Origin of the sequence: Pseudomonas vancouverensis (genome assembly GCF_004348895.1) — a bacterium.
Lineage (GTDB): Bacteria > Pseudomonadota > Gammaproteobacteria > Pseudomonadales > Pseudomonadaceae > Aquipseudomonas > Aquipseudomonas vancouverensis.
Genome location: NZ_RRZK01000038.1, coordinates 135,695 through 161,013, shown reverse-complemented (window position 1 = coordinate 161,013; position 25,319 = coordinate 135,695). Strand labels below are relative to the sequence as shown.

Here is a 25,319-nt window from a genome sequence, read left to right as displayed (position 1 = left end):
CGCCTTCGCGCACCTGAAACCGAATTTAAGGAACCACAGACAATGGCTATCGAGATCAAAGCCCCCACTTTCCCGGAATCGGTTGCCGATGGCACCGTTGCCACCTGGCACAAAAAACCGGGCGACGCCGTCAAGCGTGACGAACTGATCGTCGACATCGAAACCGACAAAGTCGTACTGGAAGTTCTGGCCACCGCTGATGGCGTGCTGGGCGCGATCGTCAAGAACGAAGGCGACACCGTTCTGTCCGACGAAGTTCTGGGCTCCATCGTTGAAGGCGGCGCTGCTGCCGCTGCGCCTGCCGTTGCCGCTCCGGCTGCCGCACAGGCTGCTGCTCCTGCCGCCGAAGGCGAAGACGATCCTGTTGCTGCACCGGCTGCCCGCAAGCTGGCTGAAGAAAACGGTATCAACATCGCTTCCGTTGCCGGTACTGGCAAAGGCGGTCGTGTGACCAAGGAAGACGTGGTAGCAGCTGTTGCTGCCAAGAAGGCCGCTCCGGCTGCCGCGCCAGCCAAGGCTGCTGCGCCTGCCGCTGCTGCTCCGGTATTCGCTGCCGGCGACCGCGTTGAAAAACGTGTGCCGATGACCCGTCTGCGTGCCAAGGTTGCCGAGCGTCTGGTTGAAGCCCAGTCGAACATGGCGATGCTGACCACTTTCAACGAAGTCGACATGACCGAAGTCATGGCCCTGCGTTCGAAGTACAAGGACCTGTTCGAGAAGTCCCACAACGGCGTACGCCTGGGCTTCATGTCGTTCTTCGTCAAAGCGGCCACCGAAGCGCTGAAGCGCTTCCCGGCTGTCAACGCCTCGATCGACGGTTCGGACATCGTTTACCACGGCTACGCCGACGTCGGTGTTGCCGTTTCCAGCGACCGCGGCCTGGTTGTACCGGTTCTGCGTAACGCCGAACTGATGAGCCTGGCTGAAATCGAAGGCGGCATCGCCACTTTCGGCAAGAAAGCCCGTGACGGCAAACTGTCGATGGAAGAGATGACCGGTGGTACGTTCACCATCACCAACGGTGGTACCTTCGGTTCGATGATGTCGACCCCGATCGTCAACCCGCCGCAAGCGGCTATCCTGGGCATGCACAACATTCTGCAGCGTCCTATGGCGATCAACGGTCAGGTCGTTATCCGTCCGATGATGTACCTGGCTCTGTCCTACGATCACCGTCTGATCGATGGCAAAGAAGCTGTGACCTTCCTGGTGACCATCAAGAACCTGCTGGAAGATCCGGCTCGTCTGTTGCTGGATATCTGATAGAAGCAGTCGCGAGCTGCAAGCTACAAGCTGCTGGTTAAAGCAGCTTGGCTTGTGGCTTGCGGCTTCAAGCTTTTCGCTAAAGAGGATTTTTTGAATGTCGCAGAAATTTGACGTAGTAGTGATCGGTGCCGGCCCTGGCGGCTATGTAGCTGCCATCAAGGCCGCGCAGCTGGGTCTCTCCACTGCCTGCATCGAGAAGTACACCGACGCTGAAGGCAAGCAGGCCCTCGGCGGTACCTGCCTGAACGTCGGCTGCATTCCTTCCAAGGCGCTGCTGGACAGCTCCTGGAAATACAAGGAAGCGAAAGAAAGCTTCAACGTTCACGGTATCTCGACCGGCGAAGTCAAAATGGACGTCGCCGCGATGGTTGGCCGCAAGGCTGGCATCGTCAAGAACCTGACCGGCGGCGTCGCCACCCTGTTCAAGGCCAACGGCGTTACTTCGATCCAGGGCCACGGCAAACTGCTGGCTGGCAAGAAAGTCGAAGTCACCAAGCCTGACGGTTCGGTTGAAGTCATCGAAGCTGAAAACGTCATCCTGGCTCCAGGTTCGCGTCCGATCGACATTCCACCGGCTCCGGTTGATCAGAAAGTCATCGTTGATTCGACTGGCGCCCTGGAATTCCAGACCGTACCTAAGCGTCTGGGCGTGATCGGCGCTGGCGTGATCGGTCTGGAACTGGGTTCGGTATGGTCCCGTCTGGGTTCCGAAGTGGTTGTCCTGGAAGCCCTGGACACCTTCCTGATGGCAGCGGACACCGCTGTTTCCAAGGAAGCGCTGAAAACCCTGACCAAACAGGGCCTGGACATCAAGCTGGGCGCTCGCGTGACCGGTTCGAAAGTGAACGGCGACGAAGTCGTGGTTAACTACACCGATGCCAACGGCGAACAGACCATCACTTTCGACAAGCTGATCGTAGCCGTTGGTCGCCGTCCGGTGACCACTGATCTGCTGGCTGCCGACAGCGGTGTGACCCTGGACGAGCGCGGTTTCGTGCACGTTGACGATCACTGCGCCACCACCGTACCGGGCGTTTACGCCATTGGTGACGTAGTTCGCGGCATGATGCTGGCGCACAAGGCCTCGGAAGAGGGCATCATGGTTGTCGAGCGCATCAAGGGCCACAAGGCCCAGATGAACTATGACCTGATCCCTTCGGTTATTTATACTCACCCGGAAATTGCATGGGTTGGTAAAACCGAGCAGGCCTTGAAAGCTGAAGGCGTTGAAGTTAACGTCGGCACCTTCCCGTTCGCAGCCTCCGGCCGTGCCATGGCTGCCAACGATACCGGTGGTTTCGTCAAGGTCATCGCCGATGCCAAGACAGACCGCGTACTGGGTGTTCACGTGATCGGCCCAAGCGCTGCAGAACTGGTTCAGCAGGGCGCGATCGGTATGGAATTCGGCACCAGCGCTGAAGACCTGGGCATGATGGTTTTCTCCCATCCGACCCTGTCCGAAGCCTTGCACGAAGCGGCATTGGCTGTGAATGGCGGCGCCATCCACATTGCCAACCGCAAGAAACGCTAAGCGGATAATAAGAAACCACGGCGGTATGGCCCGTCGTGAGCCTTGCTTGCAAGACTCACCGCGGAATATCCGCTGGACGCAGTCTTGCGTGGCTGCACCGGTTGTCCGGAAAGGTCACGCAAGCAGCAGTCACAGGTGGTGCGGCACTTGAACAAGTGCAGCACCGAATGCGCAGTACCTAACGAAGACGGTAATAAGCATGAATCTTCACGAGTATCAGGGTAAGCAGCTGTTCGCTGAGTACGGCCTGCCAGTATCCACCGGTTACGCGGTAGACACCCCGGAAGCAGCAGCAGAAGCTTGCGACAAAATCGGCGGCAGCGAGTGGGTTGTCAAAGCCCAGGTCCACGCCGGTGGTCGCGGTAAAGCGGGCGGCGTTAAGCTGGTTCGCAACAAAGAAGACGCCAAAGCCTTCGCACAGCAGTGGCTGGGCAAGCGTCTGGTGACTTACCAGACTGACGCCAATGGTCAGCCAGTCACCAAGATCCTGGTTGAATCGTGCACTGATATCGCTAAAGAGCTGTACCTGGGCGCTGTCGTTGACCGTTCGAGCCGTCGCATCGTGTTCATGGCTTCCACCGAAGGTGGCGTGGACATCGAGAAAATCGCTCACGACACTCCAGAAAAAATTCTGAAAGCCACTATCGACCCACTGGTTGGCGCTCAGCCATTCCAGGGTCGCGAGCTGGCATTCCAGCTGGGTCTGGAAGGCAAGCAAGTTGCCCAGTTCGCCAAGATCTTCGTAGGTCTGGCCAAACTGTTCCAGGATCACGATCTGGCCCTGCTGGAAGTGAACCCGCTGGTGATCAAGGCTGACGGCGATCTGCACTGCCTGGACGCCAAGATCAACATCGACGCCAACGCCATGTACCGTCAGCCTAAGCTGAAGACTTTCCACGATCCGTCGCAAGACGATCCGCGCGAAGCGCACGCTGCCAAGTTCGAACTGAACTACGTAGCGCTGGAAGGCAACATCGGTTGCATGGTCAACGGTGCTGGCCTGGCCATGGGTACCATGGACATCGTCAACCTGCACGGCGGCAAGCCAGCCAACTTCCTCGACGTGGGCGGCGGTGCTACCAAAGAACGCGTTACCGAAGCATTCAAGATCATTCTGTCCGACACCAACGTCGCTGCAGTACTGGTTAACATCTTCGGCGGCATCGTTCGTTGCGACATGATTGCCGAAGGCATCATCGGTGCAGTGAAAGAAGTCGGCGTGAAAATCCCGGTTGTTGTTCGCCTTGAAGGCAACAACGCTGAGCTGGGCGCTAAAGTACTGGCAGAAAGCGGTTTGAACATCATCGCTGCTACCAGCCTGACCGACGCTGCTCAACAAGTCGTTAAAGCTGCGGAGGGCAAATAATGAGCGTCCTGATCAATAAAGACACCAAAGTTATCTGCCAGGGTATTACCGGTTCGCAAGGTAGTTTCCACACCCAGCAAGCCATCGAGTACGGCACCAAGATGGTTGGTGGTGTAACGCCTGGTAAAGGCGGCACCGAGCACCTGGGTCTGCCAGTGTTCAACACCGTTAAAGACGCAGTAGCTGCCACTGGCGCTACCGCCAGCGTGATCTACGTTCCGGCTCCTTTCTGCAAGGACTCGATCCTGGAAGCGGCTTTCGGCGGCATCAAGCTGATCGTCTGCATCACCGAAGGCATTCCTACCCTGGACATGCTGGACGCTAAAGTTAAGTGCGACGAGCTGGGTGTCATCCTGATCGGCCCTAACTGCCCAGGCGTGATCACCCCAGGCGAATGCAAGATCGGCATCATGCCAGGTCACATTCACTTGCCAGGCAAGGTCGGTATCGTTTCCCGTTCCGGCACCCTGACCTACGAAGCTGTGAAGCAGACTACTGACGCCGGTTTCGGTCAGTCGACTTGCGTCGGCATCGGTGGTGACCCGATCCCGGGTTCGAACTTCATCGACATCCTGAAGCTGTTCCAGGAAGACCCGAAGACCGAAGCGATCGTGATGATCGGCGAGATCGGCGGTTCGGCTGAAGAAGAAGCGGCTGCCTACATCAAGGCACACGTGACCAAGCCGGTTGTTTCCTACATCGCTGGTGTGACTGCTCCTCCGGGCAAGCGCATGGGCCATGCTGGCGCAATCATCTCTGGCGGCAAAGGCACTGCAGACGAGAAATTCGCTGCGCTGCAAGACGCAGGCGTAAAAACCGTGCGTTCGCTGGCAGACATCGGCAAGGCCCTGGCCGAGCTGACCGGTTGGGCTGTCAAGTAAGCCTCGCGCTTAGCTGACGCTTCACCAAACAAAGGCCACCTTCGGGTGGCCTTTGTCGTTTTCGGCGTATGAGATGTGCGCAGGGCTTTTTGTGGCGAGGGAGCTTGCTCCCGCTCGGCTGCGCAGCAGTCGTAACCCAGGAGAGCGCGTTTTATCTGAAGAACATCGGTTTCAGGATTGGGGTCGCTACGCTGCCCAACGGGAGCAAGCTCCCTCGCCACAGGGCTATACGGGAAAATTAGATACGTAAATGCGACATGGAAATGTCGTGTATCGGATAGTTCGCCCTCTAACAGTGCGTTTATCGGTCAAATTCGTTAGGCTACTCGCCATTTTTGCGTCCGCGCCCACAAGGCAGCAACGCGCTTAAAGGGTTGGTCTTATACGGATCGACAGCATTTCCCTCACCCATAGGGAAGTCCCTCTCTAAATTCCGATTCAGTAGTGTGGTATTTCCTTAATGAAAGTGTTGAAAGGCCAGGACATCCTGGCACTTGGTTTTATGACGTTTGCCCTGTTTGTCGGGGCCGGCAACATCATCTTCCCGCCTATCGTCGGTTTGCAGTCCGGACCTCATGTCTGGATGGCGGCGCTGGGCTTCCTGGTCACCGCCGTCGGTCTGCCGGTGATCACCGTGGTAGCGCTGGCCAAGGTTGGCGGCGCCATGGACGCGTTGAGCAGTCCGATCGGTAAAATCGCTGGTGGCGTGCTGGCCGCTGCGTGCTACCTGGCCGTGGGCCCGCTGTTCGCGACCCCGCGTACTGCGACCGTATCCTTTGAAGTGGGCCTGGCGCCGCTGACCGGCGAAAGCCCGCTGGCGCTGTTCCTGTACAGTTCCGTTTACTTCCTGCTGGTGTTCTTCATCTCGCTGTACCCGGGTCGTTTGCTCGACACCGTAGGGCGTTTCCTCGCGCCGTTGAAGATCATCGCCCTGGCCGTTCTCGGCATTGCCGCGTTCGCTTTGCCGGCCGGTGACATTGGCCATGCGACGCCTGAGTATGTGGCTGCACCGTTCTCCCAGGGCTTCATCAATGGTTACCTGACCATGGATACCCTGGGTGCACTGGTGTTCGGCATCGTCATCGTCAACGCGATTCGCTCGCGGGGCGTCGAATCGCCGGCGCTGATCACCCGTTACGCGATCATCGCCGGCCTGATTGCCGGTGTGGGTCTGGCACTGGTCTACATCAGCCTGTTCCGCCTTGGCTCCGGCAGCCATGACGTGGCCATGGGTGCAACCAACGGCGCGGCGGTACTGCACGCCTACGTGCAACACACCTTCGGTTCGCTTGGCAGCGGCTTCCTTGCGGTGCTGATCTCTCTGGCATGTCTGGTGACCGCAGTAGGCCTGACCTGCGCCTGTGCCGAGTATTTCAGTCGTGTGGTGCCACTGTCCTACAAGACGTTGGTGATCATTCTGGCCGCGTTCTCGCTGGTGGTGTCCAACCTGGGCCTGACCAAGCTGATTGCGTTTTCGATCCCGGTACTGACCGCGATCTATCCGCCGTGCATCGTTCTGGTGGCCTTGAGCTTCTGCAAGGATTTCTGGCATGAGCAGGGACGTATTCTCGGCCCGGTCATGCTGGTGTCGTTCATCTTCGGCACCATCGATGCGCTCAAGGGTGCCGGTCTGGCGGATTGGATGCCTGCGCAGTTGGCTCACTTGCCGCTGAGCGATCAAGGGCTGGCTTGGCTGGTGCCGTGCGTAATGACCCTGGTCGTTGCAGTCGTCTGCGACCGTTTGCTGGGCAAACGCGAAGAAGCGTTGGCTTAAGCGTTGCCGGCCTGCCACAAGCGGGCCTGTAAGCAAAATAGAAATGCCCCGTATCAATCGATACGGGGCATTTTTTATGCGCGGGATGCGGTGTCTTTTCTTCTGCGCTAACGTCGAAGGACTGCAAAACCCATTGTGGGAACAGCCGATTGACGCTCCCACAGGGGCTGGGTAATCCGCAAATACATCACAAGGACCTGCATGTCGTTCATCCAAGCCAACCTGATCCACATTCTTGCCGCCATCTGGTTTGTCATCTGCTGGGGTGGCTACACCCGTTATGCCACGTGGAAAGGCCGTGACACGGCGTGTCTGGCCAGTGTGCTGCATTTGTACCGAGAGGACTGGATGCGCCGCATGCTGCTGCGCGATAACCGCATTGCCGATGCCAGTGTGATCGGCAACCTGGAGCGCAACGCTTCATTCTTTGCTTCGAGCACGCTAATTATCCTGGCCGGTATTCTCACCGTGCTGGGCGCTTCCGAGCGTGCCGTGTCGTTACTGGCGGATATCCCGATGGTGCAACAGGCTTCCCAGGGCATGTCCGAGATCAAGCTGTTGTGCCTGGCGCTGGTCTTCGTCTACGCGTTCTTCACCTTCAGTTGGTGCATGCGCCAGTACAACTTCGCGGCCGTGCTGGTCGGTTCGGCGCCCATGATCGGCGAGCGCCATGTCTCGGAGCTCGAGCGCAAGGCTTTCGCACTAAGGGCTGCCCGCGTCATCTCCATGGCCGCCAACCAGTTCAACTTCGGGCTGCGTTCCTATTATTTCGGCATGACCATGCTGGCCTGGTTTGTCAGCCCCTGGCTGTTCATGTTGATGAGTGCCGGCGTGGTATTTGTGCTTTATCGCCGCGAGTTTCATTCCGACGTTCTCGACGTGATGGTCTATACCCCTACAGAGGCGCCGTTGCCCGAGGTGATCAAGGAGGCTGCTTGATGAGTATTCCATTCTGGTGTGTGTTTATCAGTGCATTGCTGATTTATGTGGCGCGGATGCCGGTCGGCAAGGCCATGAAAGAGCAGGGGGGTTACAACAACCACTTGCCACGCCAGCAACAGGCGCAACTCACCGGATACGGTGCGAGGGCCCTGGCGGCGCACCAGAACAGCATCGAGGCCTTCATCCTCTTTGCAGTGGGCGTGTTGATGGCGCACACCACGCAAACCCAGGGATGGTTGATCGATATCCTGGCAATCATCTTTGTGATCGCGCGAATTCTCTACTTGTGGTTCTACCTGGCAGATATTCCAAAGCTGCGCAGCCTGGTCTGGCTGGTGGGCCTGATTTGTTCTTTGTTGTTGATGCTTAGTCCGACATTTAGAACGGTGTTGCTCTAAACCGACATTACCGAAAAATGACTGACAAAAGAAAACCCGCACTTGGCGGGTTTCTTTTTTCTGCAGCAAGAAGAGGCTTATTGCTTCTTGGCAGCTTCGTCTTGTGCCGCTTCGTTCGATTCAGCCTGAGCTTTGGCAGCTTCGGCGTTTTCTTTCGCAGCGTCGTTCACTTTATCCTGAGCCTTGCTCATGTCTTGCTGAGCTTGTTCAGCATGTTTGTTGGCATCTTGAGCTTTGTCCTCGGATTTTTTATCGCAGGCAGCGAGACCGAGGGAAGCGGTCAGCATCAAGGCAATAGCTAAAGTCTTACGCATGGGGTGTTTCTCCTTATGGAAAATAACTACTGGCCTTAAGAGCTCGCCCGCTCAGCTTAAGTTCCTCAATTCGTTCAGATATATAAGTTTGTTCTAAGATGGAACTTTTACGATTATTGCTGCTGTACTGCACCGGCATTTACGAGAGATTTTACAGAATGGCTGAAAACCCCGTTTTTGAGCGTGCCACACGATTTCTGTCTGCACTCAGGCATTGTCAGGTGCTCGGGCTGCGGGTGCACAGCGCCGATAACAAAGGGCTGACGATCGTCTTGCCATATAGCCAACAGATCGTCGGCAATCCCGAAACCGGGGTGATCCATGGCGGTGCCATTACCTCTTTGATGGACACGGCTTGTGGTATGGCCACGCTCTGCGTGCTGCCGGAGTTCGAAGTCTGCCCGACCCTCGACTTGCGCATCGACTACATGCACGCTGCCGAGCCGCACAAGGATGTCTATGGTTTCGCCGAGTGCTACCGGGTTACCACGGATGTGATCTTTGCCCGAGGCTTTGCCTATCAGGACGATCCTCAACAGCCCATCGCCCATGTGATGGGCACCTTCATGCGCATGGGCAAGGGCATCAAGGGCACCAAGGGTTTCGGTGGCGCGATTGCTGGAGGTGCGCAATGAGCGAGTCGTTGAAGGAGCAGTTGCAGAGGGCTCACGAGCAAGGGGATTACGCACCTCTGCTGGAACTGGTTCCTTACGCCAAACTGATTGGTGTCGAATGTTCGCGGGTCGGCGATGAGCTGCTGTTCAAACTGCCGGCGAACAAGGACAACATCGGCAACCCTTTGCTGCCTGCGATCCATGGTGGCGTGATCGCCGGGTTCATGGAGCTGGCCGCTGCCCTGCATCTGCTGGTGTTCACCGGTTCACCCGGAGTTCCGAAGATCATCGACTTCTCCCTGGACTACCTGCGTGCCGGGCAATTTCGCGATACCTGGGCGCGTTGCCAGGTGTGGCGCCAGGGGCGTCGAGTGGCCAACGTAGCGATTACCGCCTGGCAAAGCACCGAAGCTGAACCTATTGCCACGGCCCGCGCTCACTTCAAGCTCGAAGAGCCCTTGAAATCCTGAACTAAGCCCCAAACTCTCAGGACAACCCGCCGCCGACCCTTTGTCGCGGCTTATGCCATCTGATTGGAGTTTGATGACCATGAGTGTGGAAACTCAAAAGGAAACCCTGGGCTTCCAGACCGAGGTGAAGCAGCTGCTGCACCTCATGATCCATTCGCTGTATTCCAACAAGGAAATCTTCCTTCGCGAATTGATCTCGAACGCCTCTGACGCTGTCGACAAATTACGTTTCGAAGCCCTGGCCAAGCCAGAGCTGCTGGAAGGTGGTGCCGAACTGAAAATCCGTGTGAGCTTCGACAAGGACGCTAAAACCGTCACCCTCGAAGACAACGGTATCGGCATGAGCCGCGAAGACGCGATCACCCACCTGGGCACCATCGCCAAATCCGGCACTGCCGATTTCATGAAGCACCTGACCGGCGATCAGAAGAAAGATTCGCACCTGATCGGCCAGTTTGGTGTGGGTTTCTATTCCGCATTCATCGTTGCCGACAAGGTTGACGTGTACAGCCGTCGTGCCGGTGCTGCTGCCAGCGAAGGCGTGCACTGGTCGTCCAAGGGCGAAGGCGATTTCGAAGTCGCGACCATCGACAAGGCCGAGCGCGGTACCCGTATCGTCCTGCACCTGAAGTCCGGTGAAGACGAGTTCGCCGATGGCTGGCGTCTGCGCAACATCATCAAGAAGTACTCCGACCACATCGCCTTGCCGATCGAGTTGCCGAAAGAAGTGGCAGCCGCTGAAGGCGAAGAGAAGCCTGCGCAGGAATGGGAAACCGTCAACCGCGCCAGCGCCCTGTGGACCCGTCCTCGCACCGAAATCAAGGACGAGGAATACCAGGAGTTCTACAAGCACATCGCCCACGACTTCGAAAACCCGCTGTCGTGGAGCCACAACAAGGTCGAAGGCAAGCTCGAGTACAGCTCGCTGTTGTACCTGCCGGCCCGTGCTCCGTTCGACCTGTACCAGCGCGAAGCGCCGAAAGGCCTGAAGCTCTACGTGCAGCGCGTGTTTGTCATGGATCAGGCCGAGTCCTTCCTGCCGCTGTACCTGCGCTTCATCAAGGGTGTGGTCGACTCCAACGACCTGTCGCTGAACGTATCGCGGGAAATCCTGCAGAAAGACCCGATCATCGACTCCATGAAGTCGGCGCTGACCAAGCGCGTTCTCGACATGCTGGAGAAGCTGGCGAAGAACGAGCCTGAGCAATACAAGGGCTTCTGGAAAAACTTCGGCCAGGTCATGAAAGAAGGCCCGGCAGAAGATTTCGCCAACAAGGAAAAAATCGCCGGTCTGCTGCGTTTCGCATCGACCCTGGGTGACGACGGTGAGCAGGTTGTCGGCCTGGCCGATTACCTGGCGCGCGCCAAGGAAGGTCAGGACAAGATTTACTACCTGACCGGTGAAACCTACGCGCAAGTGAAAAACAGCCCACACCTGGAAGTCTTCCGCAAGAAAGGCATCGAAGTGCTGTTGCTGACCGATCGCATCGATGAGTGGCTGATGAGCTACCTCAGCGAGTTCGACGGCAAGAGCTTCGTCGACGTGGCGCGCGGTGACCTGGACCTGGGCAACCTGGACTCGGAAGAGGACAAGAAGGCCGCGGAAGAAATCGCCAAGTCCAAAGAAGGTCTGGTCGAGCGTCTGAAAACGGCACTGGGCGAATCCGTTGCCGAGGTGCGCGTTTCCCATCGTCTGACCGACTCGCCGGCCATCCTGGCCATCGGTGAGCAAGACCTGGGCCTGCAAATGCGCCAGATCCTCGAAGCCAGCGGGCAGAAGGTGCCGGATTCGAAGCCGATCTTCGAATTCAACCCGGCGCACCCGTTGATCGAGAAACTCGACAACGAGCAGAGCGACGAGCGCTTCGGCGACCTGTCGCACATCCTCTTCGATCAGGCGGCCCTGGCGGCCGGCGACAGCTTGAAGGACCCGGCGGCCTATGTGCGCCGTCTGAACAAGCTATTGGTCGAGTTGTCGGCTTAACTGTGTTGCAGAAAAACCCGCTTCGGCGGGTTTTTTCATTCTGGTGTTTACCAATCAGGAGTCAGAAATGAGCCAAATCACTGTACGTTCCGTCGCTTATCAGATTGATGGTCAGACCTATGAAAGCCGTCTGGCTTTCGACGCCGACCATAAAGGCCCGCGCCCGGGCCTGTTGATGGCGCCGAACTGGATGGGCGTCAGCGCCGGTGCCGAGGAAATCGCCAAGTCGGTGGCGGCCAAGGGATACGTGGTGCTGATTGCCGACCTCTACGGCCAATCGGTACGCCCACAGAACAATGATCAGGCTGGCGCGGCGATGATGCCGCTGAAGAACGACCGGCCTTTGCTGCGCAAGCGCATGCAGGTGGCGTTCGAACAGCTGCAAGGCCAGGGCGAAGCGGCTGTGGACACCTCGAAACTGGCGACCTTCGGTTTCTGCTTCGGTGGTTGCTGTGCCCTGGAGTTCGCCCGCACCGGCGCACCGGTGAAGGCCGCTGTGTCGTTCCATGGCACCCTCGATACCCCAGATGTCAATGATGCGAAAAACATCAAGGGCAAGGTGTTGGTGCTGCACGGTGCTTCCGATCCACTGGTGCCGAAGGAGCAACTGCCGGCTTTCGAAGACGAGATGAATGCGGCGGGAGTCGACTGGCAACTGCTGAGCTACGGCGGCGCCTTCCACTCGTTCACCGACCCCCATGCCAATGTGCCGGGGATGATGATGTATGACGCCAAGGTGGCGGCCCGTGCCTTCACGTCGATGCACAACTTGCTGGATGAAGTGTTCAAGGGCTGAACAAGTCGACGAGCACTTGCTTTTCAGGAGCCGGCCGGTTGTGGCCGGCTCCTGCAAGGTTTACTTCACTGGCAATTCGATCCGCTCGCTTTCCCCCGGCACCGTCGGCCAATCCCCGGCCGCCCAGCGCCTGCGCGCTTCATCAATCGCCGCCGGATCGCTCGCCACAAAATTCCAGTTGATCCGACGTGGCCCGTCCATGGGTGCGCCTCCGAACAGCACGGCGTGACTGTCGCTATCGGCGAACAGTGTCATCTCTACGCCGCTGGGCAGCACAACCAGAGACAGCGGTTCCACAGCTTCGCCATCCAGCTGCACATCACCACTCAGAACATAGAGCGCACGCTCCTCATGCTCGGTGGGGATCAGCAGCGTCGTCGCCGTTTGCAGGTGCACTTCGGCGTACAGCGTCGGAGAAAGCACCGGCACCGGTGATTCCAGGCAAAAGCCCGAGCCGGCAATCATGCGGATCTTCACCCCAAGGTTATCGCTGACCGGCAGCGTCGCCGCCGGATGGTGGCTGTAGTGCCCCGGCCCTTGTTCGTGCGCCTTGGGCGAGGCCAGCCAGATCTGCAAGCCGTGCATCGTGAAACCGCTGTCTTTCAAGGCATCCGGTGTGCGCTCGACGTGGGCGATGGCGCTGCCGGCGGTCATCCAGCTGACGTCACCGGTATCCACGATTTGATCGGAACCCAGGCTGTCCTTGTGCCGGATCTGCCCCTGAAACAGGTAGGTGAGGGTGGACAGGCCGATGTGCGGGTGCTGGCGAATGTTCATGCCTTTGCCCGCCGGGTAGCGGGTTTCCAGCATGTGGTCGAAAAACACGAACGGCCCGACGCTGCGGCACTTGGCCGATGGCAGCGGGCGCAGAATGGGCTGGCCTTCGACATCTTCGGTGCGGGGGCGGATCACGAGTGGAGAGTTCATGGTGCATTCCAGGCTGAACGGGTTATGCCATCGAGCATAACCCGCTTGTGTCGCCCTTGCCGCTATTGGCTGAAAGCACCTTCGGACAGGTGGGTTTCGATGCTGACTTCGGAGGTGGTCATCAGCTTGTGAATCGGGCAACGATCGGCCACGCGGTGCAGCTCATCGCGCTGGGCGTCGGTGAGTACGCCCTTGAGGGTCAGTTTCACGTGCAGTGCGTATTTGCCTTTCTGTTCTTCGCTGTTGTCGCGTTTGACCTCGACACCTACACCGGTCAGCGGGATGCCTTTCTTTTTCGCGTAGAGCTTCAGGGTCAGGGCCTTGCAGGCGCCGAGCGCGGCATCGAAATAGTCGTGGGGCTCCGGGGCCGAGCCTTCGCCGCCGGCAGCAACGGGGACATCGGCAAACAGTTCGTGATCATCGATTTGGACGCTGTGACGAAAACCTTCGGCGGAAACGGTATTGACGGTAACGGTCATGGGAAACCTCGTGGGCATCGGGAAGGGCTATTCGAGCAAAAAACAGTCTTGAAGGTATAGAGCATTCATTGCGTCAGGTGTTCATGTTGTTCGCTTCAAAGTGCTTTTTGAGGCTGAAACGTTACTGCCTGATTAACGTAATAGTGAGGGCGTTTTGATATCACTTTTTCGTCTTACGCAAATTTTCAACCGCCCGATATCGTCTAAAGGACCGCCTGCATAACGCAGCGTTTTGGAAGGAACCAGGATAGATGAGTATTAGAAGTCTCAATATTGCGCCGCGCGCGAGTCTGGGTTTTGGCCTGCTGGCGTTGATGGTTTTCGGTTTGGGCATATTCGCCCTGATGCAGATGTCGAACATGCGTGCGCAGTCCGATCAGGTCGACGACAACTGGCTGCCAAGTGTCATGGCGGTCGGTGACATGAGCCAGGACATGCTGCGCTTGCGGGCCTTGACCATGCGCCTGTTGATCAATCGCGACCCACAGGCTCAGGCCCCGAACGTCGCCAAGATCAACGACCTCAAAGGCGTGCTCAATGACGCGCAACAGCGTTACAACCAGTTGATAGTGCTGCCTGAAGAGCGTGAGCTGTTCGATCGCTTCAAGGCGGCCGAGCAAAAGTATTTGCAGTACCAGAGCCAGGTGATGACGCAAGCAACCCAGGGACGGGTGGAAGATGCGGCTGTCATTCTCAATGGTGAGATGAACCCCTTGGCCGATGAGATCACCGCCACCCTCAAGGCGTTGGTCGACTTGAACCAGCGCAATGCCAATCAGGCATCCGAGGCCGGGCGCCAGGTGTTCGCACAATCGCGGATCTGGGTCGGTGTGATGATCGGGGTGACAGCGCTGATCACCATCGGCATGGCGCTGTTGCTGACCCGCAGCATTGTCCTGCCGCTGTCGCAGTCGGTGAAGGTGGCGGAGGTGGTCGCCGGCGGTGATCTGACCGCTGCTATCAGTGTAAGCGGCAAGGATGAACCCGCGCGGCTGCTGCACGCACTCAAGAGCATGCAGCAGAGTCTGCGGGAAACCATTCAGCGCATTTCCGACTCGTCGAACCAGTTGGCTTCGGCTTCGGAGGAGCTCAGTTGTGTCACGGAGGACGCCACCCGCGGCCTGCATCAACAGAGTCTGGAGATTGAACAGGCGGCCACTGCGGTCAATCAGATGACCGCTGCGGTGGAGGAGGTGGCGAGCAATGCGGTAGCCACTTCCGAGGCTTCCCGAGAGTCTGACCGCATCGCCCAGCATGGTCGTCAACAAGTGCAGCACACCGTGCAGTCCATCGAGTCGCTGGCCGAAGATGTCACGGCCAATGTCTCCCAGGTCGAAGATCTCGCGCAGAAGGTCTACGGCATCACCAAGGTGCTAGACGTGATTCGGGGGATTGCCGAGCAGACCAATCTGCTGGCGTTGAACGCGGCCATCGAAGCGGCGCGGGCGGGGGAGGCGGGGCGCGGCTTTGCTGTGGTTGCCGATGAGGTACGCGCCCTGGCGCATCGGACCCAGCAATCGACCCGGGAAATCGAACAGATGATTACCGGAATTCAGCAGGGCACGGACCAGGCTGTCAGCTCGATGCAACAAAGCAATACCCAGGCTCGTTCGACCCTGGAAGCGGCAAAAGCGGCAGGCGTTGCCCTGGAAGACATCGCTTCGGCGTTTACCCTGATCAACGAGCGCAACATCGTGATCGCCAGCGCATCGGAGGAACAGGCGGCGGTGGCGCGGGAAGTTGATCGCAACCTGATGAACATCCGCAACCTGTCGCTGCAAAGTTCGGCCGGAGCCAATCAGACCAGCGCGGCCAGTCAGGAGTTGTCACGGCTGGCGGTTGATCTGAACACCCTGGTGGCGCGCTTCTCGGTCTGAAGCGCAGACGAAAAAAAGCCCCGCACTGGCGGGGCTTTTTGTTGTGCGGCGATTCAGCTGCCTTTGACCTGTTTGCCGTTGACCGTACCGTCGAGGAGCATGATGTTGTACTCCTTGCCGTCGGTTTCGACCTGTTGCAGGCGGACCAGCAGGTAATCCCAATCCTTGGCGAACCACATCACGGTGATGCGCTTGCTTTGTGTCGGGTCGCGCACGCGTTCAACCTTGATCGCGTCGATCTGGCCGGCCTTGGTGGCGACCTTTTCCGAACCCAGTACGCGGAAGTCATAGGTATCGACTTCGCCGCCATCGACCACTTGATAGCTCATGGTCTTTTTGCCGGCGGCCACGTCGTGCTGCAGGGCCAGTTGGTAAGTGGACTTGTCGACCATGCCGCGGTTGAGCGGGATCTTGACCGCGTCACCGCGATCGGTGCCGGTGATCATTTTGCTGGTCCAGTCGAAATCCAGGTCGGCTTTCTTGGCTTTGCCCAGGCCGCCGCGTTCGAAGTGATAGGACTGTGGCAGCAGGGTGTCCTTGTCCAGGGTCAGGGTGCTTTCCTCGGACAGGCTGGCAATCATCATCGATGCCTTGAAGCTAAGTTTCCATTTGCCGTCGCTGGTTTTTTCAAGACTGCGTTCGGCGGTGCCACTCATGGGCAACTGCTTCCAGTCGGCGGTGTAGCTGGCGGAGAAGGGTTGAAGATCTGCCGCCTGGGCGAAGGGCAAGGCGAGCAGAGCACAAGCGAAGAGCAAGGCGCGACGCATAAAATCTCCTAGGTTCGAATCAAGTGGCCGCTGGCCGCGAGTAACTGTCCATCCAGTAAAGCACCTTGTTCGCCGAGGGCTAAACGGCCTTCGGCAAACCAGCGTACGGCCATCGGGTAGATCAGGTGTTCCTGAACGTGGACCCGCTGCGCCAGACTCTGCGGCGAATCCTGTAACTCTACCGGTATTACTGCCTGTACGACCAGTGGTCCGCCATCGAGTTCCTCGGTGACGAAGTGCACGGAGCAGCCGTGCTCGGTGTCGCCGGCCTCCAGCGCGCGCTGATGAGTGTGTAACCCTTTGTATTTGGGCAGCAGCGAGGGATGGATGTTGAGCAGGCGACCCTGGTAATGGCGCACGAAATCAGCGCTGAGAATGCGCATGAAACCGGCCAGGACCACGAGTTCGGGATTGAAGGCGTCGATCAGTTCGATCAGGGCGGCATCGAAGGCCTCGCGACCTTCGAAAGCCTTGTGATCCAGGGCGCGGGTGTCGATACCCGCGTCCCTGGCGCGTTGCAGGCCGTAGGCGTCGGCGCGATTGGAAATCACCGCAGCGATGCGGACCGGGCTGTCGCCGGTCCGCGTGCTGTCGATCAGGGCCTGCAAGTTACTGCCGGTGCCGGACAGCAGCACCACGACATCACAGGTCTTAGGCATCAGTGAGCCTTGAGGTTCTTCAGTTCAACCTGAGCCGCGCCTTCGGCAGCGGTGGAGATCTGGCCGATGACCCATGGCTGCTCGCCGGCTTCGCGCAGAACGTTCAGGGCCGCTTCAACGTGCTCTTGTGCTACGCAGATGACCATGCCCACGCCGCAGTTCAGCACGCGGTGCATTTCGTTCTCGTCGACGTTGCCTTGCTCTTGCAGCCAGTCGAACACCGCCGGGCGGTTCCAGCTTGCCACGTCAACCACCGCTTGCGCGCCTTTTGGCAGAACGCGCGGGATGTTGTCCAGCAGGCCGCCACCGGTGATGTGGGCCATGGCCTTGACCGCGCCGGTTTCCTTGATCAGCTTGAGCAGCGGCTTCACGTAGATGCGGGTCGGGGCCATCAGCAGTTCGGTCAGCGGTTTGCCGTCGAGCTGAACGGTCTCGATGTCGGCGCCGGACACTTCGATGATCTTGCGGATCAGCGAGTAGCCATTGGAGTGCGGGCCGGACGATGGCAGGGCGAGCAGGGCATCGCCAGCAGCGACTTTGGAGCCGTCGATGATTTCGGCTTTTTCCACGACGCCGACGCAGAAGCCGGCCAGGTCGTAGTCTTCGCCTTCGTACATGCCAGGCATTTCAGCGGTTTCGCCACCAACCAGGGAGCAGCCAGCCAGTTCGCAGCCTGCACCGATACCGGTGACCACGGTGGCGGCAACGTCGACGTTCAGCTTGCCGGTGGCGTAGTAGTCGAGGAAGAACAGCGGCTCGGCGCCGCACACCACCAGGTCGTTGACGCACATGGCGACCAGGTCCTGGCCGATGCTGTCGTGCTTGTTCAGGTTCAGGGCCAGGCGCAGCTTGGTACCGACACCGTCGGTGCCGGAAACCAGCACAGGCTGCTTGTAGCCGGCCGGGATTTCGCAGAGGGCGCCGAAACCGCCCAGGCCGCCCATGACTTCCGGGCGCGCAGTGCGCTTGGCGACGCTCTTGATGCGTTCGACCAATGCTTCGCCGGCGTCGATGTCTACACCGGCGTCCTTGTAGCTCAGGGAGGGTTGCTTGCTCATGATCCAGGCCTTTAGGGGGGGATTTCTGGGTAACGACCGAGTCCAGCGGGACCGCCGAAACAGGCGATGGCAAGCGCCATTCGCGAATTTCAGGGTGCCCGGCCATAGCCGGTCTGCGAAGGCGCGCGATTTTATCAGGCTTGAGCGGCAGCGGCCATCCTCAGGCCGACAGCAGGGGCATATCCGCTAAAAAAAACCGCCACGTTCAATCGTTGATGGCATTCTGCACGGCTCTATAAGCTTTCGCGATTAAGCGTCTATTGTTAGGGCTATGCGAAAACTTACCCGGGGCGCGTGAATGTTTTGCGTCGGGCGATGGTCACAGCCTTGCTCGAGTATTTTTCATGCGGTCTGTTCCAGCCGCTTTTGTCGTCAGGAATCTTCCATGCGTTTTTGTCAGTTCTTGTTTGTGGGGTGTTTGTCGCTGGTCAGCCTGGTGAGTCAGGCCGAAACCGTCAAAGGCCTTTATCAGGTACGCGAACCGGTCAATGGTCAGTCGTCCGAGGAGCGTGATCAGGCGACTCAGCGAGCGCTCGACACGCTGGTGTTGCGCCTGACCGGCGATCCCAAGGCCGTGCAGAATCCGGGATTGGCCGCGGTGCGCAAGGACCCGCAGCAAATTATCAGCCAATACGGCTTCGATGCCGGACCACCGGAAGTGCTGAAAGTCGATTTCGACCCGGCCACCACCGATCAGGCCTTGCGTCGTGCCGGTCTGGCCTTGTGGGGCGCCAATCGGCCATCGATCCTGGTCTGGTGGTTGAATGACGCCACCGAGGGCTCGAGCCTGGTGGGTGATGGTCAGGCCACGGCCGCGCCATTGCGGCGTGCCGCCCAGCATCGCGGCTTGCCATTGCGCCTGCCGCTGGCGGATTTGAATGAGCAGATCGTCGCCACCGCCCAGAACCTTGAGGGCACGGACCCTGCGCCCTTGCACAGTGTCTCCGAACGTTATAACGCCGATGCCTTGCTGGCGGTGCACGCCAAGGAAGAAGGCGGACAATGGCAGGCCCAGTGGCGCCTGTGGCTCGGCGATCAAAAAGAAGCCGGCAGTGTGCAGGGTGCCGATCAGGCGGCCGTGGCCGACGCGGTGATGCTGGCGGTCAACCAGCGTTTGGCGCCGCGATTCGTCGCCAAGCCGGGGGCCTCGAGTGAGCAGTTGCTGGAAGTACAGGGCATGAACCTTGAGCACTATGCGACGCTCGGGCGGCTGCTGGAGCCATTTGGCGGGCGCGTACAGAGTGTCGATGGTGACCGCATCCTGTATCGGGTCAATGGCAGCGCGGAGCAGTTGCGTGCCCAGCTGTCGCTGGCCAGGTTGCAGGAATCGCCGGCGGGCCAGGCCCCGGCTCCAGTGACGCCGGTTCAGCCCGTGCCTGGCGGCACCGCACCGGCGCCTGTGGCTGCGCCGGCGGTAACGCCGCAATTGCGCTTTCACTGGTAGGTTTTCTTTCCTTATATAGAAGCAGGAGTAGTGCATGGCCGATTCACGGCGATGGTATTGGCTGGGTGGGGTGCTCCTGCTTTGCGCATTTGTCTGGCTGTTGCATCCAATCCTCACGCCGTTCCTGGTGGCGCTGCTGCTGGCCTATCTGTTCGATCCGCTGGTGGATCGCCTGGAGAAAGCCGGCTTGTCGCGCACCTGGGGCGTAGTGACGGTGTTCGCGCTGTTCACCCTGATCTTCACCACCTTGCTGCTGGTGCTGGTGCCCTTGCTCGCCAGGCAACTGTTTCGCCTGTATGAGCTGGCGCCGCAAATGCTCGACTGGCTGCAGCACACGGCGTTGCCCTGGGCGCAGTCGAAGTTCGGTCTGGCGGACGGTTTCTGGAAGTTCGACAAGCTCAAGTCGGCGATCAGTGAGCACATGGGGCAGACCACCGACGTGGTCGGCGTGGTGTTGAGCCATGCGACGGCCTCGGGCCTGGCCTTGATTGGCTGGTTGGCCAACTTGGTGTTGATACCGGTGGTGAGTTTTTATCTGCTGCGCGATTGGGACCTGATGATGGCCAAGATCCGCAGCCTGCTGCCCCGTGATCGCGAGGAGCGTGTCGTGTCGCTCGCGGGTGAATGTCACGAAGTGCTCGGGGCGTTCGTTCGCGGTCAGTTGCTGGTGATGGTGGCGTTGGGGGTGATTTACGCGGCGGGCTTGATGCTCGTAGGGCTGGAACTGGGCTTGCTGATCGGCATGATCGCCGGGCTGGCGGCCATTGTGCCGTACATGGGGTTTATCATCGGCATAGGCGCGGCATTGATTGCCGGCTTGTTCCAGTTCGGCGGTGAGCTGTATCCGATGCTCGGCATCGTGGCGGTGTTCATGGTGGGGCAGGCGCTTGAAGGGATGGTGCTGACGCCATTGCTGGTCGGGGACCGAATCGGCTTGCACCCGGTGGCCGTGATCTTTGCCATCCTTGCCGGGGGCGAGCTGTTTGGCTTCACTGGCGTACTGTTGGCGCTGCCGGTAGCGGCGGTGATCATGGTGCTGGTTCGCCATGTGCACGACTTGTACAAGGATTCGGATATGTACGCGGGGGGTGACGAGCCGCAACTTTGAGCTTTGGCATTGCGCCATGACAGGCCGCCTGAAACGTTATCGGGCTGGCCTGTTGTTGTCATGGGACCGTCACATGGACCGCCAAAGAATCTGTCACAAATTTGCTACGTGAACGCAAACCTTTGATTTTGCTTGTGGTCTGTCGCATTGTGCGACCCGCTTCACGGGTATAAACTTCGCAAACTTTACACAGAGGCCACTAACGGTTCCTTTGGAACTGTTCAGTCAGCATGAAACCGATTCAGCTGCCCCTAGGTGTGCGTCTGCGTGACGACGCCACCTTCATCAACTACTACCCAGGCGCCAATGCCGCTGCACTCGGCTATGTCGAGCGGCTGTGCGAAGCCGACGCCGGGTGGACCGAGAGCCTGATTTACCTCTGGGGCAAGGATGGGGTAGGGCGTACGCACTTGCTGCAGGCCGCTTGCTTGCGTTTCGAGCAATTGGGTGAACCTGCGGTGTATTTGCCGTTGGCCGAGCTGCTGGATCGCGGTATCGAGATTCTCGACAACCTCGAACAGTACGAGCTGGTCTGTCTGGATGACCTGCAAGTGGTTGCCGGGCGCGCCGATTGGGAAGAGGCGCTGTTCCATCTGTTCAACCGTCTGCGAGACAGCGGCCGGCGTTTGTTGATCGCCGCCTCGACATCCCCTCGCGAGTTGCCGGTGAAGCTCGCCGACCTCAAATCCCGCCTGACCCTGGCCCTGATCTTCCAGATGCGCCCGCTGTCCGATGAGGACAAATTGCGTGCCTTGCAATTGCGCGCGTCGCGTCGGGGCCTGCATCTGACCGATGAAGTCGGACATTTTATTTTGACCCGCGGTACGCGCAGCATGAGTGCACTTTTCGAGCTGCTGGAGCGTCTCGATCAGGCCTCGCTGCAGGCTCAGCGCAAGCTGACGATCCCTTTCCTGAAAGAAACCCTGGGCTGGTAAACCCGCGAAATACGGGGCTTACAAAGGTTTTCGGCATATTACAGGCGCCAGAAAACCCGCTTTCCTGACAGGGTGCAGGCCGCGCGCACGATTAAAATGGGCTTAAGCGCTTAGATGTAAACAAGAAACGCATAAGTCACAAAAAGTTCGATTGAATTTGCAAATGAGGTCGATAGCGGGCATAGTCTCGGCTTCTTTACAACTTTCAGCCACGGTCGTGCCCATGCTAAATCGCTTCGCACCCCTCGTGCCTCTCGCACTCGTCACCCTGCTGTTCGGTTGCGCTGCTCACTCTCCAGTGTCCCAGCAAGCGCCGCAACAACAGGTTCAAAACGCAGCCACCGCCCAGTCTTCCGCTCTTTATCAGGAAGAACTGGCGACCGAAAAAGAACTCGCTGACTTCGCCGATGGCAAGTCGTACCAGCTGCCGGTCCTGGCCGACAGCATCCTCGAGCGCGGCATGTCCCTGATCGGTACCCGTTACCGTTTCGGCGGTACCTCTGAAGCCGGCTTCGATTGCAGTGGTTTCATTGGTTACTTGTTCCGCGAAGAAGCGGGCATGAACCTGCCACGCTCCAGCCGCGAAATGATCAACATCGACGCTCCTCTGGTCTCGCGCAGCAAGCTCGAGCCGGGCGATCTGCTGTTCTTCGCTACAAACGGTCGTCGCGGTCGTGTCAGCCACGCCGGGATCTACCTGGGTGACAACCAGTTCATCCATTCCAGCAGCCGCAAGAGCGGTGGCGTGCGGATCGATAACCTGGGCGACAGCTACTGGAGCAAGACCTTCATCGAGGCCAAACGCGCCTTGGCAATGGCTCCAAACGCCTCGCCAATCGTTACTGCACGTAAATAAGCGGACATTTTGTAAGGCGAACTTAAAGTCTTACTTGAAGTTTGCCGTGTAGCCGCTAGAATCTTGATCTATTAATGATGGCAAACCGCCTGCGCGCAACGCAGGCGGTTTTCTTTTCTGCGCTCCCAGCAGAAAAAAGCCGCAGCCAGATCAGGAAGCTCTGCCAATGATGACCTCGGCCCGTCTCGCAATACTCTTCCTCGCAGCCCTGCTCAGCGCCTGTGCCAGTCGTACTCCGCCGCCTGCACCGGTGGTTCGTGCGCCCATCGTATTCGGCTCCTCCCAAGCCTTTTCGCCGGAAGCGGAAGACGTCCTGTTCCGCGCGCTCGGGCTGGTTGGCACGCCTTATCGCTGGGGCGGCAACACACCGGATTCCGGCTTTGATTGCAGCGGGTTGATCGCCTACGTGTACCGGGATGTCGCGGGTATTTCCTTGCCGCGCACGACACGCGAGATGATTTCCATGCAGGCAGCCAATGTCGGCAAGGAAGGACTGCAAACCGGTGACCTGATCTTCTTCGCCACCAATGGCGGTTCCCAGGTCAGTCATGCCGGTATCTATGTCGGCGAGGGGCGCTTTGTTCATGCGCCGGCCACCGGCGGCACAGTGAAGCTCGACAGCCTGGACAAAGCTTATTGGCAGCGGGCTTACCTGAGTGCCAAGCGAGTCCTGCAGCCTGAGCATCTGGCACGCAATCCGTAATCCCCGGAGGTTGTCCTGATGACCGCCCGCACACTCAATCTCGACGATCACCTGTATCAATACCTGCTCGACGTCTCCCTGCGCGAAACGCCGCTGCTCAAGCGCCTGCGCGACGAAACCCAGGCGCTGCCCATGGCGCGTTGGCAAGTGGCCCCGGAGCAGGGGCAGTTCCTGGCGTTGCTGGTCAAGCTGACCGGTGCCCGACGTGTGTTGGAGGTCGGCACGTTCACGGGTTATAGCGCCTTGTGCATGGCTGCGGCCCTGCCCGATGGCGGCTCGCTGATCTGCTGCGACATACCGGGTGATTACAACGCGACTGCTCGTCGCTACTGGGGCGAAGCCGGGCTCACCGAGCGAATTGACCTGCGCCTGGCACCAGCGTTGCAGACCCTGGCCGAGCTCGAGAAGCAAGGGCAGGATGGCTCATTCGACCTGGTATTCATCGATGCCGACAAGGCCAATTATCCGCAGTATCTGGAATACGCCCTGCGCTTGCTGCGGATCGGTGGGTTGGCGGTGTTCGATAACACCTTGTGGAGTGGACGAGTGCTTGAATCAAATCCTGAAAGCGCCGACACCTGCGCGATCCAGGCGCTCAATCGGGCGTTGAAGGACGATGAGCGGGTGGATCTTTCGCTGTTGCCGTTGGGTGATGGGCTGACGCTCTGCCGCAAGCGCTGAGCTAAAGCTTTTTGGGAGCGAGCTTGCTCCGGGCGGCGTTCCGACGATGGCATCAGGTCTGCCAAAAAATTTGCCGATTGATAAGCCGCCATCGCGAGCAAGCTCGCTCCCACAGGGTGTCAGTGTTCTTTGAGCGTGCGTTATCTAGCCGCCGACACCCGCCAGACCTTGTTCCCGACATCATCGGCCACCAACAAATCCCCCTGTTTATCGATCACCACGCCCACCGGCCGGCCCATGGCTTTTTCCTCTTCATTGAGGAACCCGGTCAGCACGTCAATCGGCGGACCGCTGGGTTTTCCGGCACTGAACGGCACGAAAATTACCTTGTAGCCACTGTGTGGCTTGCGATTCCACGAGCCGTGCTGGCCGATGAATGCGCCTTGGTTGAAAGGCGCCGGCAGTGAGCTGTTCTCGGCGAAGGTCAGGCCCAGGGAGGCCGTGTGTGGGCCGACGGCGTAATCCGGGGCGATGGCCTTGGCGATCAGGTCCGGGTTTTGCGGTTCGACGCGAACATCGATGTGCTGGCCGTAGTAGCTGAAGGGCCAGCCATAGAAGGCGCCGTCCTTGACCGAGGTGATGTAGTCCGGCACCAGGTCGCTACCGATCTCATCCCGTTCGTTGACCGCTGTCCACAAGGCACCGCTGTGGGGTTCCCAGGCCATGCCGTTGGGGTTGCGCAGGCCGGAGGCGAAGATCCGGTGCTGGCCGGTTGCGCGATCGACTTCCCAGATCGCGGCGCGTCCCTCTTCCTTGTCCAGGCCGTTTTCGCCAACGTTGCTGTTCGAGCCTACGGTGACGTACAGCTTGCTGCCGTCCTTGCTGGCGATGACGTTTTTGGTCCAGTGGTGGTTGAGCGGGCCGCCCGGTAAGTCGATCACTTTAGTCGGCTGCGACTTGATCGTAGTGTCGCCGGGCTCATAGTGAAAACGCAGCAGGCGGTCGGTGTCGGCCACGTACAAGTCATTACCGACCAGTGTCATGCCGAAAGGGGAGTTGAGATTCTGCAGAAACACCGTGCGCGTTTCGGCGACGCCGTCGTGATCCTTGTCGCGCAGCAGGGTGATGCGATTGGCGCTCGGCACGGTGGCGCCGGCGCGGCCCATGACCTTGCCCATCACCCAGCCGCGAATGCCTTTGCCGTCTTCGGGTTTGGGTGGGGCGTTGGTTTCCGCGACCAATACATCACCGTTGGGCAGCACGTAGAGCCAGCGTGGATGGTCGAGGTCTTCGGCGAATGCGGCCACCTGGGTGCCGCTGGCTGCCACGGGTTTTGCGCCCGCAGGCCAGCCGATGGCGGGCGCGATATTCACCGTGGGGACCAGTGTCTTGATCGGGGGCGGTAATTTCGGCGACGGACCGGTGCCGTCGGAGACTTGCAGGCTGGAGGTCTCACCACAAGCGGCGAGTCCTCCGGCGAGCGCTATAACGAGAGCGAGCGAGGTCGTGCGCATGCTGGTCTTCCCTATGTATGCCTGTTTCTAACATA

At 59.2% G+C, this 25,319-nt stretch carries 25 protein-coding genes; 18 read left to right on the top strand and 7 right to left on the bottom strand.

Annotation, left to right across the window (positions count from 1 at the left end):
* Positions 1-42: 42 nt before the first annotated feature.
* The 7 genes from odhB to EIY72_RS29655 all read left to right on the top strand — a co-directional run bounded on the left by odhB (position 43) and on the right by EIY72_RS29655 (position 8,158).
* Positions 43-1,263: a 2-oxoglutarate dehydrogenase complex dihydrolipoyllysine-residue succinyltransferase gene (odhB, locus tag EIY72_RS29685; protein ID WP_093224727.1), complete on the top strand. Its 1,221-nt coding sequence runs from the start codon at positions 43-45 to the stop codon at positions 1,261-1,263.
* A 97-nt stretch (positions 1,264-1,360) separates the two neighbouring features.
* Positions 1,361-2,797 (top strand): dihydrolipoyl dehydrogenase, encoded by a 1,437-nt coding sequence (gene lpdA / locus EIY72_RS29680; protein WP_093224724.1) that lies wholly within the window; start codon positions 1,361-1,363, stop codon positions 2,795-2,797.
* 199 nt (positions 2,798-2,996) lie between these two features.
* Positions 2,997-4,163, top strand: coding sequence for an ADP-forming succinate--CoA ligase subunit beta (gene sucC, locus EIY72_RS29675; protein WP_003223015.1), 1,167 nt, complete (start codon positions 2,997-2,999; stop codon positions 4,161-4,163).
* Positions 4,163-5,044, top strand: coding sequence for a succinate--CoA ligase subunit alpha (gene sucD / locus EIY72_RS29670; protein WP_017127973.1), 882 nt, complete (start codon positions 4,163-4,165; stop codon positions 5,042-5,044). The genes sucC and sucD overlap by 1 nt, the downstream gene beginning before the upstream one ends.
* Before the next feature lie 460 nt (positions 5,045-5,504).
* Positions 5,505-6,818 (top strand): branched-chain amino acid transport system II carrier protein, encoded by a 1,314-nt coding sequence (brnQ, locus tag EIY72_RS29665; RefSeq protein WP_093224721.1) that lies wholly within the window; start codon positions 5,505-5,507, stop codon positions 6,816-6,818.
* Positions 6,819-7,019: 201 nt separating this feature from the next.
* Positions 7,020-7,757 (top strand): DUF599 domain-containing protein, encoded by a 738-nt coding sequence (locus EIY72_RS29660; protein WP_093224718.1) that lies wholly within the window; start codon positions 7,020-7,022, stop codon positions 7,755-7,757.
* Positions 7,757-8,158, top strand: coding sequence for an MAPEG family protein (locus EIY72_RS29655; RefSeq protein WP_093224715.1), 402 nt, complete (start codon positions 7,757-7,759; stop codon positions 8,156-8,158). Before EIY72_RS29660 ends, EIY72_RS29655 begins: the two co-directional genes overlap by 1 nt.
* A gap of 77 nt (positions 8,159-8,235) precedes the next feature.
* Here EIY72_RS29655 and EIY72_RS29650 read toward each other — a convergent pair whose 3' ends face one another.
* On the bottom strand, positions 8,236-8,472 hold the full coding sequence (locus tag EIY72_RS29650) for a hypothetical protein (RefSeq protein ID WP_093224712.1): 237 nt from the start codon (positions 8,470-8,472) through the stop codon (positions 8,236-8,238).
* A 158-nt stretch (positions 8,473-8,630) separates the two neighbouring features.
* On the opposite strand from EIY72_RS29650, the gene EIY72_RS29645 reads away from it, so the two are divergent.
* From EIY72_RS29645 to EIY72_RS29630, 4 genes are all read left to right on the top strand, one after another.
* Positions 8,631-9,107 (top strand): PaaI family thioesterase, encoded by a 477-nt coding sequence (locus tag EIY72_RS29645; protein WP_093224709.1) that lies wholly within the window; start codon positions 8,631-8,633, stop codon positions 9,105-9,107.
* Positions 9,104-9,556 carry a PaaI family thioesterase gene (locus EIY72_RS29640; RefSeq protein WP_093224706.1) on the top strand — a complete coding sequence of 151 codons (453 nt, stop codon included), beginning with the start codon at positions 9,104-9,106 and terminating at the stop codon, positions 9,554-9,556. Before EIY72_RS29645 ends, EIY72_RS29640 begins: the two co-directional genes overlap by 4 nt.
* 79 nt (positions 9,557-9,635) lie before the next feature.
* On the top strand, positions 9,636-11,540 hold the full coding sequence (gene htpG, locus EIY72_RS29635; protein ID WP_093230673.1) for a molecular chaperone HtpG: 1,905 nt from the start codon (positions 9,636-9,638) through the stop codon (positions 11,538-11,540).
* Positions 11,541-11,607: 67 nt separating this feature from the next.
* The gene (locus tag EIY72_RS29630) at positions 11,608-12,336 is read left to right on the top strand and encodes a dienelactone hydrolase family protein (protein ID WP_093224703.1); all 729 of its coding nucleotides are present in this window, start codon (positions 11,608-11,610) and stop codon (positions 12,334-12,336) included.
* A gap of 60 nt (positions 12,337-12,396) precedes the next feature.
* Here the strand turns inward: EIY72_RS29630 and EIY72_RS29625 are convergent, their stop codons facing one another.
* Entirely contained in the window at positions 12,397-13,263 is an 867-nt protein-coding gene (locus EIY72_RS29625; RefSeq protein ID WP_093224700.1) for a pirin family protein, read from the bottom strand.
* A gap of 62 nt (positions 13,264-13,325) precedes the next feature.
* Positions 13,326-13,742 carry an OsmC family protein gene (locus EIY72_RS29620; RefSeq protein ID WP_093224697.1) on the bottom strand — a complete coding sequence of 139 codons (417 nt, stop codon included), beginning with the start codon at positions 13,740-13,742 and terminating at the stop codon, positions 13,326-13,328.
* Between the two features lie 251 nt (positions 13,743-13,993).
* Between EIY72_RS29620 and EIY72_RS29615 the strand changes: the two genes are divergently transcribed.
* The gene (locus EIY72_RS29615; protein WP_093224694.1) at positions 13,994-15,619 is read left to right on the top strand and encodes a methyl-accepting chemotaxis protein; all 1,626 of its coding nucleotides are present in this window, start codon (positions 13,994-13,996) and stop codon (positions 15,617-15,619) included.
* A gap of 53 nt (positions 15,620-15,672) precedes the next feature.
* Here EIY72_RS29615 and EIY72_RS29610 read toward each other — a convergent pair whose 3' ends face one another.
* The 3 genes from EIY72_RS29610 to purM are packed head-to-tail and all read right to left on the bottom strand — an operon-like array spanning position 15,673 to position 18,103.
* On the bottom strand, positions 15,673-16,386 hold the full coding sequence (locus EIY72_RS29610) for a DUF3108 domain-containing protein (RefSeq protein WP_093224691.1): 714 nt from the start codon (positions 16,384-16,386) through the stop codon (positions 15,673-15,675).
* Positions 16,387-16,394: 8 nt separating this feature from the next.
* Positions 16,395-17,045: a phosphoribosylglycinamide formyltransferase gene (gene purN / locus EIY72_RS29605; protein WP_093224688.1), complete on the bottom strand. Its 651-nt coding sequence runs from the start codon at positions 17,043-17,045 to the stop codon at positions 16,395-16,397.
* Positions 17,045-18,103: a phosphoribosylformylglycinamidine cyclo-ligase gene (gene purM, locus EIY72_RS29600; protein ID WP_093224685.1), complete on the bottom strand. Its 1,059-nt coding sequence runs from the start codon at positions 18,101-18,103 to the stop codon at positions 17,045-17,047. The genes purN and purM overlap by 1 nt, the downstream gene beginning before the upstream one ends.
* 385 nt (positions 18,104-18,488) lie before the next feature.
* Between purM and EIY72_RS29595 the strand changes: the two genes are divergently transcribed.
* The 6 genes from EIY72_RS29595 (at position 18,489) to EIY72_RS29570 (ending at position 23,830) form a co-directional block, all read left to right on the top strand.
* Complete coding sequence (locus tag EIY72_RS29595) at positions 18,489-19,547, top strand: DUF2066 domain-containing protein (protein ID WP_093224682.1); 1,059 nt, start codon at positions 18,489-18,491, stop codon at positions 19,545-19,547.
* A gap of 34 nt (positions 19,548-19,581) precedes the next feature.
* On the top strand, positions 19,582-20,655 hold the full coding sequence (locus EIY72_RS29590; protein WP_132680195.1) for an AI-2E family transporter: 1,074 nt from the start codon (positions 19,582-19,584) through the stop codon (positions 20,653-20,655).
* Positions 20,656-20,885: 230 nt separating this feature from the next.
* Positions 20,886-21,590, top strand: coding sequence for a DnaA regulatory inactivator Hda (gene hda / locus EIY72_RS29585; RefSeq protein ID WP_007984552.1), 705 nt, complete (start codon positions 20,886-20,888; stop codon positions 21,588-21,590).
* Between the two features lie 223 nt (positions 21,591-21,813).
* A complete protein-coding gene (locus EIY72_RS29580) occupies positions 21,814-22,446 on the top strand; it encodes a C40 family peptidase (RefSeq protein WP_093224679.1) in 633 nt (210 codons plus the stop codon).
* Positions 22,447-22,612: 166 nt separating this feature from the next.
* Positions 22,613-23,149, top strand: coding sequence for a C40 family peptidase (locus tag EIY72_RS29575; protein ID WP_093224676.1), 537 nt, complete (start codon positions 22,613-22,615; stop codon positions 23,147-23,149).
* A gap of 18 nt (positions 23,150-23,167) precedes the next feature.
* Positions 23,168-23,830, top strand: a complete 663-nt coding sequence (locus tag EIY72_RS29570) for an O-methyltransferase (protein WP_093224670.1) — start codon at positions 23,168-23,170, stop codon at positions 23,828-23,830.
* Between the two features lie 140 nt (positions 23,831-23,970).
* Here EIY72_RS29570 and EIY72_RS29565 read toward each other — a convergent pair whose 3' ends face one another.
* A complete protein-coding gene (locus EIY72_RS29565; RefSeq protein WP_093224667.1) occupies positions 23,971-25,284 on the bottom strand; it encodes a PQQ-dependent sugar dehydrogenase in 1,314 nt (437 codons plus the stop codon).
* Between the last annotated feature and the right edge of the window lie 35 nt (positions 25,285-25,319).

Bases quoted from the DNA above. Each gene is read 5' to 3' on its own strand.
- odhB (WP_093224727.1), top strand. From the start codon at position 43: ATGGCTATCGAGATCAAAGCCCCCACTTTCCCGGAATCGGTTGCCGAT.
- lpdA (WP_093224724.1), top strand. From the start codon at position 1,361: ATGTCGCAGAAATTTGACGTAGTAGTGATCGGTGCCGGCCCTGGCGGC.
- sucC (WP_003223015.1), top strand. From the start codon at position 2,997: ATGAATCTTCACGAGTATCAGGGTAAGCAGCTGTTCGCTGAGTACGGC.
- sucD (WP_017127973.1), top strand. From the start codon at position 4,163: ATGAGCGTCCTGATCAATAAAGACACCAAAGTTATCTGCCAGGGTATT.
- brnQ (WP_093224721.1), top strand. From the start codon at position 5,505: ATGAAAGTGTTGAAAGGCCAGGACATCCTGGCACTTGGTTTTATGACG.
- EIY72_RS29660 (WP_093224718.1), top strand. From the start codon at position 7,020: ATGTCGTTCATCCAAGCCAACCTGATCCACATTCTTGCCGCCATCTGG.
- EIY72_RS29655 (WP_093224715.1), top strand. From the start codon at position 7,757: ATGAGTATTCCATTCTGGTGTGTGTTTATCAGTGCATTGCTGATTTAT.
- EIY72_RS29650 (WP_093224712.1), bottom strand. From the start codon at position 8,472: ATGCGTAAGACTTTAGCTATTGCCTTGATGCTGACCGCTTCCCTCGGT.
- EIY72_RS29645 (WP_093224709.1), top strand. From the start codon at position 8,631: ATGGCTGAAAACCCCGTTTTTGAGCGTGCCACACGATTTCTGTCTGCA.
- EIY72_RS29640 (WP_093224706.1), top strand. From the start codon at position 9,104: ATGAGCGAGTCGTTGAAGGAGCAGTTGCAGAGGGCTCACGAGCAAGGG.
- htpG (WP_093230673.1), top strand. From the start codon at position 9,636: ATGAGTGTGGAAACTCAAAAGGAAACCCTGGGCTTCCAGACCGAGGTG.
- EIY72_RS29630 (WP_093224703.1), top strand. From the start codon at position 11,608: ATGAGCCAAATCACTGTACGTTCCGTCGCTTATCAGATTGATGGTCAG.
- EIY72_RS29625 (WP_093224700.1), bottom strand. From the start codon at position 13,263: ATGAACTCTCCACTCGTGATCCGCCCCCGCACCGAAGATGTCGAAGGC.
- EIY72_RS29620 (WP_093224697.1), bottom strand. From the start codon at position 13,742: ATGACCGTTACCGTCAATACCGTTTCCGCCGAAGGTTTTCGTCACAGC.
- EIY72_RS29615 (WP_093224694.1), top strand. From the start codon at position 13,994: ATGAGTATTAGAAGTCTCAATATTGCGCCGCGCGCGAGTCTGGGTTTT.
- EIY72_RS29610 (WP_093224691.1), bottom strand. From the start codon at position 16,386: ATGCGTCGCGCCTTGCTCTTCGCTTGTGCTCTGCTCGCCTTGCCCTTC.
- purN (WP_093224688.1), bottom strand. From the start codon at position 17,045: ATGCCTAAGACCTGTGATGTCGTGGTGCTGCTGTCCGGCACCGGCAGT.
- purM (WP_093224685.1), bottom strand. From the start codon at position 18,103: ATGAGCAAGCAACCCTCCCTGAGCTACAAGGACGCCGGTGTAGACATC.
- EIY72_RS29595 (WP_093224682.1), top strand. From the start codon at position 18,489: ATGCGTTTTTGTCAGTTCTTGTTTGTGGGGTGTTTGTCGCTGGTCAGC.
- EIY72_RS29590 (WP_132680195.1), top strand. From the start codon at position 19,582: ATGGCCGATTCACGGCGATGGTATTGGCTGGGTGGGGTGCTCCTGCTT.
- hda (WP_007984552.1), top strand. From the start codon at position 20,886: ATGAAACCGATTCAGCTGCCCCTAGGTGTGCGTCTGCGTGACGACGCC.
- EIY72_RS29580 (WP_093224679.1), top strand. From the start codon at position 21,814: ATGCTAAATCGCTTCGCACCCCTCGTGCCTCTCGCACTCGTCACCCTG.
- EIY72_RS29575 (WP_093224676.1), top strand. From the start codon at position 22,613: ATGATGACCTCGGCCCGTCTCGCAATACTCTTCCTCGCAGCCCTGCTC.
- EIY72_RS29570 (WP_093224670.1), top strand. From the start codon at position 23,168: ATGACCGCCCGCACACTCAATCTCGACGATCACCTGTATCAATACCTG.
- EIY72_RS29565 (WP_093224667.1), bottom strand. From the start codon at position 25,284: ATGCGCACGACCTCGCTCGCTCTCGTTATAGCGCTCGCCGGAGGACTC.